The sequence below is a fragment of the Streptomyces anandii JCM 4720 genome, from assembly GCF_014650655.1.
Lineage (GTDB): Bacteria > Actinomycetota > Actinomycetes > Streptomycetales > Streptomycetaceae > Streptomyces > Streptomyces anandii.
This window is the reverse complement of record NZ_BMVJ01000002.1, coordinates 128,309-134,062: the sequence shown is the minus strand read 5'-3', so window position 1 is coordinate 134,062 and position 5,754 is coordinate 128,309. Positions and strand designations below refer to the sequence as shown.

At 70.7% G+C, this 5,754-nt stretch carries 6 protein-coding genes; 5 read left to right on the top strand and 1 reads right to left on the bottom strand.

The features are described 5' to 3' along the window. From IE249_RS36080 to IE249_RS03710, 4 genes are all read left to right on the top strand, one after another. A partial coding sequence (locus IE249_RS36080; protein ID WP_373304340.1) for a sensor histidine kinase occupies window positions 1–362 on the top strand: 362 nt, incomplete at its 5' end. 238 nt (window positions 363–600) lie between these two features. Continuing rightward, window positions 601–1,260 carry a response regulator transcription factor gene (locus tag IE249_RS03720; protein WP_308434311.1) on the top strand — a complete coding sequence of 220 codons (660 nt, stop codon included), beginning with the start codon at window positions 601–603 and terminating at the stop codon, window positions 1,258–1,260. Between the two features lie 266 nt (window positions 1,261–1,526). Then, complete coding sequence (locus tag IE249_RS03715) at window positions 1,527–3,455, top strand: 2-oxoacid:acceptor oxidoreductase subunit alpha (RefSeq protein ID WP_189703331.1); 1,929 nt, start codon at window positions 1,527–1,529, stop codon at window positions 3,453–3,455. Beyond that, a complete protein-coding gene (locus tag IE249_RS03710) occupies window positions 3,448–4,527 on the top strand; it encodes a 2-oxoacid:ferredoxin oxidoreductase subunit beta (protein WP_189703330.1) in 1,080 nt (359 codons plus the stop codon). Before IE249_RS03715 ends, IE249_RS03710 begins: the two co-directional genes overlap by 8 nt. Before the next feature lie 19 nt (window positions 4,528–4,546). Here IE249_RS03710 and IE249_RS03705 read toward each other — a convergent pair whose 3' ends face one another. After that, window positions 4,547–4,978 carry a winged helix-turn-helix transcriptional regulator gene (locus tag IE249_RS03705; RefSeq protein WP_189703329.1) on the bottom strand — a complete coding sequence of 144 codons (432 nt, stop codon included), beginning with the start codon at window positions 4,976–4,978 and terminating at the stop codon, window positions 4,547–4,549. A 90-nt stretch (window positions 4,979–5,068) separates the two neighbouring features. On the opposite strand from IE249_RS03705, the gene IE249_RS03700 reads away from it, so the two are divergent. Then, the coding region (locus IE249_RS03700) for an NAD(P)H-binding protein (RefSeq protein ID WP_229857448.1) at window positions 5,069–5,754 on the top strand (686 nt) is incomplete at its 3' end.

Sequence of the window (5,754 nt, the reverse complement as noted above, 5' to 3'; positions counted from 1 at the left end):
GTCTGGACGCGGCCCTGTCCTCCGTCGCCTCCCGCTGCACGGTGCCGGTCTCGGTCGACGTGGACCTGGCCGAGCGGCCGGCCCCGGCCATCGAGGGCATCGCGTACTTCACGGTCTCCGAGCTGCTGCAGAACATCAGCAAGCACAGCGGGGCGAGGTCGGCGTCGGTGGACGTGTGGCGGGTCGAGGACCGGCTGATGCTGCAGGTCGTGGACGACGGGGTCGGCGGTGCGGACGTGTCCGCGGGGTCGGGTCTCGCGGGGCTGGCCGGGCGGCTGGACGCGGTGGACGGGATCCTCGTGGTCGACTCCCCGGCCGGCGGGCCCACCCGGGTGACGGCGGAACTGCCCTGGCGGCGCTGAGCCAACCCGGCCCGAGGGCTGAGCCAACCCGGCCCGAGGGCTGAGCCAACCCCGCCCAAGGGCTGGCCGGCCCGACGTAAGAGCTCAGCCGATCCGGCGTGAGACAGGCCGAAAAGCACGCCGTAAACCGCGGAGGCCTCCACCACTTCTCCCGGCCCGGGCGCGGCAGGGTCCGAATGCTGGAATGCTGGACCATGTTCGTCGAGGCTGTGGGGGGCCGGAGATCGTGGAGGACAGGGTGCGGGTGGTCATCGCCGAGGATTCAGTGCTGCTCAGGGAGGGCCTGACCCGGCTGCTGACCGACCGCGGACACGAGGTCGTGGCGGGCGTGGGCGACGGCGAGGCGCTGATCAAGACCATCACCGAGCTGCACGACCAGGGCGCGCTGCCCGACGTGGTCGTGGCGGACGTGCGGATGCCGCCGACGCACACCGACGAGGGCGTGCGGGCCGCCGTGCAGCTGCGCAAGGCGCACCCGCAGCTCGGCGTGCTGGTGCTGTCGCAGTACGTCGAGGAGCGGTACGCCACCGAGCTGCTGGCCGGTTCCAGCCGCGGGGTCGGCTATCTGCTCAAGGACCGTGTGGCCGAGGTGCGCGAGTTCGTGGACGCGGTGGTGCGGGTCGCCCAGGGGGGTACGGCCCTGGACCCGGAGGTGGTCGCCCAGCTCCTCGGGCGCAGCCGTAAGCAGGACGTACTGGCCGGGCTCACCCCGCGGGAGCGCGAGGTGCTGGGTCTGATGGCCGAGGGGCGGACGAACTCGGCGATCGCGCGGCAGCTGGTGGTGAGCGACGGCGCGGTCGAGAAGCACGTCAGCAACATCTTCCTCAAGCTCGGGCTGTCGCAGAGTGACGGGGATCACCGGCGTGTTCTGGCCGTGCTCACCTATCTGAACTCCTGATGGGCTGAAACTGTGTCAGGAGGCTCGGTGGAACACCGCGCACCGGCGTAAAAGGGCAGTTTCGGCGCCGTCTCGTCACCGTCTCACGGCCGCGTCCAGCATGCGAACGGTCCAGGGAAGGCGACCACGACGGTCGTAGGGTTGAAAGCGGGAAGGTCAAAAACGAGAAGGTCGAAAGCGGGAAGGTCCTGGGAAGGTCTTCGAGGTCTTCGAGGTCTTCGTTGAAGACCGCTCCCGCGCAGCCGCCTCGAAGGAGGTCCAGTTCAGTGACCAGCCAGGTCAGCAGTCCAGCGGAACAGGCCGACGGGGCCGTCGTAGGAGAGCAGCGCAGGGCGGCCGGGGCGAAGGACGTCCGCCGCCTGGACCGGGTGATCATCCGGTTCGCGGGCGACTCGGGTGACGGCATGCAGCTCACCGGCGACCGCTTCACCTCCGAGACGGCGTCCTTCGGGAACGACCTGTCGACGCTGCCGAACTTCCCGGCCGAGATCCGGGCCCCCGCAGGGACCCTGCCGGGCGTGTCCTCCTTCCAGCTGCACTTCGCCGACCACGACATCCTGACCCCGGGCGACGCGCCGAACGTGCTGGTCGCGATGAACCCGGCGGCGCTGCGGGCGAACATCGGCGACCTGCCGCGCGGCGCGGAGATCATCGTCAACACCGACGAGTTCACCAAGCGCGCGATGCAGAAGGTCGGCTACGAGGCCTCCCCGCTGGAGGACGGCTCGCTGGACGGCTACAACCTGCACCCGGTGCCGCTGACCACGCTCACCGTGGAGGCGCTCAAGGAGTTCGAGCTCTCCCGCAAGGAGGCCGAGCGCAGCAAGAACATGTTCGCGCTGGGCCTGCTGTCCTGGATGTACCACCGGCCCACCGAGGGCACCGAGAAGTTCCTGAAGTCGAAGTTCGCCAAGAAGCCGGACATCGCGGCCGCCAACATCGCCGCCTTCCGCGCGGGCTGGAACTTCGGCGAGACCACCGAGGACTTCGCCGTCTCCTACGAGGTCGCCCCGGCCGCCAAGGCCTTCCCCGTCGGCACCTACCGCAACATCTCCGGCAACCTCGCCCTGGCCTACGGCCTGGTCGCCGCGGGCCGGCAGGCCGACCTGCCGCTGTTCCTCGGGTCGTACCCGATCACCCCGGCCTCCGACATCCTGCACGAGCTGAGCCGGCACAAGAACTTCGGCGTGCGCACCTTCCAGGCCGAGGACGAGATCGCGGGCATCGGCGCCGCGCTCGGGGCCGCCTTCGGCGGCGCGCTCGCCGTCACCACGACCTCCGGCCCCGGTGTGGCGCTGAAGTCGGAGACCATCGGCCTCGCGGTGTCGCTGGAGCTGCCGCTGGTGGTGGTCGACATCCAGCGCGGCGGCCCGTCGACGGGTCTGCCCACCAAGACCGAGCAGGCCGACCTGCTGCAGGCGGTGTACGGGCGCAACGGCGAGGCCCCGGTCCCGGTGGTCGCCCCGTGCACGCCGGCCGACTGCTTCGACGCGGCGCTGGAGGCGGCGCGGATCGCGCTGACGTACCGCACCCCTGTCTTCCTGCTCTCCGACGGCTACCTGGCCAACGGCTCCGAGCCGTGGCGCATCCCCGAGCTGGACGAGCTGCCCGATCTCAGAGTGCAGTTCGCGCAGGGACCCAACCACACGCTCGCCGACGGCACCGAGGTGTTCTGGCCCTACAAGCGGGACGCGCGGACGCTGGCCCGCCCGTGGGCGATCCCGGGCACTCCGGGCCTGGAGCACCGCATCGGCGGCATCGAGAAGCAGGACGGCACGGGCAACATCTCCTACGACCCGGCCAACCACGACTTCATGGTCCGCACCCGGCAGGCCAAGGTGGACGGCGTCGAGGTCCCGGACGTCGAGGTCGACGACCCGAGCGGGGCGGACACCCTGGTGCTGGGCTGGGGCTCGACCTACGGGCCGATCACGGCGGCCGTACGGCGGCTGCGCACGGCCGGGGTGCCCATCGCGCAGGCCCACCTGCGCCACCTCAACCCCTTCCCGAAGAACCTCGGCGCGGTCCTGGAGCGCTACGACAAGGTGGTGATCCCCGAGATGAACCTCGGGCAGCTCGCCACCCTGGTGCGGGCGAAGTACCTGGTGGACGCGCACTCGTACAACCAGGTCAACGGCATGCCGTTCAAGGCCGAACAGCTCGCCACGGCTCTGAAGGAGGCCATCGATGGCTGAGACGTCCACGGAAGGCACGGGTACGGCCGAGGCGCTCTCACTGGTGCCGAAGGCCGAGGCCCGGCAGTCCATGAAGGACTTCAAGTCCGACCAGGAAGTGCGCTGGTGCCCCGGCTGCGGCGACTACGCGATCCTCGCGGCCGTGCAGGGCTTCATGCCGGAGCTGGGCCTGGCCAAGGAGAACATCGTCTTCGTCTCCGGCATCGGCTGCTCCTCCCGCTTCCCGTACTACATGAACACCTACGGGATGCACTCCATCCACGGCCGCGCCCCCGCCATCGCCACCGGCCTAGCGGCCTCCCGGCGCGACCTGAGCGTGTGGGTGGTCACCGGTGACGGCGACGCGCTGTCCATCGGCGGCAACCACCTGATCCACGCCCTGCGCCGCAACGTCAACCTCAAGATCCTGCTGTTCAACAACCGGATCTACGGTCTGACCAAGGGCCAGTACTCCCCGACCTCCGAGGTCGGCAAGATCACCAAGTCGACGCCGATGGGCTCGCTGGACGCGCCCTTCAACCCGGTGTCGCTGGCGCTCGGCGCGGAGGCGTCCTTCGTGGCCCGCACCATCGACTCCGACCGCAAGCACCTGACGTCGGTGCTGCGCGCGGCGGCCGCCCACCCGGGCACCGCGCTGATCGAGATCTACCAGAACTGCAACATCTTCAACGACGGCGCCTTCGACGCCCTCAAGGACAAGCAGCAGGCGGAGGAGGCGCTGATCCGCCTGGAGCACGGGCAGCCGATCCGCTTCGGCGCCGACGGCTCGCGCGGTGTCGTACGGGACCCGCGGACCGGCGACCTGCGGATCGTCGACGTCACCGCCGCCAACGAGGCCGACATCCTCGTCCACGACGCGCACGCCGCGTCCCCGACGACGGCCTTCGCGCTCTCCCGGCTGGCCGACCCCGACACGCTGCACCACACCCCGATCGGCGTGCTGCGCTCCGTGGACCGCCCGGTCTACGACACGGCGATGGCCGATCAGCTGGAGACGGCCGTCGAACAGCGCGGCAAGGGCGACCTGGCCGCGCTGCTCGCGGGCGGGGACACCTGGACGGTCGTCGGCTGAGCGCCGGCGCGCACGACGTTCACGACGACAGCGACCGAGCCCGGGCGGCGGACGCCCGGGCTTCGTCGTATGCCTCGCGGGCCTTCACCACGTCCGCCATGCGCGCCTCGGTCCACAGGGTCAGCGCCCGTACCTGCTCGGCTGCCTCGCGGCCGAGCGGGGTGAGGGAGTAGTCGACCCGCGGCGGGATCACGGGCTTGGCGTCCCGGTGGACCAGGCCGTCGCGCTCCAGCGTCTGGAGCGTCTGGGTCAGCATCTTCTCGCTGACGTTGCGGTCGACCGCCCGGCCGATCGCGCGGCGCAGCTCACTGAACCGGTACGAGCGCTCGAGCAGTTCGGCCAGGACGAGGACGCCCCAGCGGCTGGTGACGTGCTCCAGTACCAGACGGTAGGGGCAGAGCTGCTCCCCCGTCTCCGCGCGTCCGGCCGCCACCCTCTCACTTACCGTCATGCCAGTACCTTACTTCAAAGTGGGTACTTTCGAAAGGAGAGCGCCACTCCTAGGGTTAGTGAAAACAGACCCCCCGCAAGGAGAGCCCTCATGAGCATCGTCGTCACCGGAGCCACCGGACACCTCGGCCGCCACGTCGTGGAACAGCTGCTGGAGAAGGTCCCGGCCGACCAGGTCACCGCCGTGGTCCGCAGCCCGGAGAAGGCCGCCGGCCTCGCGGCGCGGGGCGTGCGCATCGCGGTCGCCGACTACAACGCGCCCGAGACCTTCGACGGCCTCTTCTCGGCCGGCGACAAGGTGCTGCTCGTCTCCGGCAACGAGTTCGACAAGGGCCGCGTGGGACAGCACCGGGTCGTCATCGACGCCGCGAAGGCGGCCGGCGTGGCCCTGCTCGCCTACACCAGCGCCCCCGGCAGCCTGAAGGCCGCGCTCGCCGACGACCACCGCGGCACCGAGGAGGCCCTGCTGTCCTCGGGCGTGCCCTACGTGCTGCTGCGCAACGGCTGGTACCACGAGAACTACACCGAAAACCTGGCCCCCGTTCTGGAGCACGGCGCCGTCGTCCAGGCCGCGGGCGAGGGCCGGGTCTCCTCCGCCGCGCGCGCCGACTACGCGGCCGCCGCCGTCGCGGTGCTGACCGGCGAGGGGCACGAGGGTCGGACGTACGAGCTGGGCGGGGACGAGGCGTGGGGCTTCGCCGAGTTCGCCGCCGAGGTGGGCCGGCAGTCCGGCAGGGAGATCGTCTACCGCCCGGTCTCGGTGGAGGAGTTCCAGGG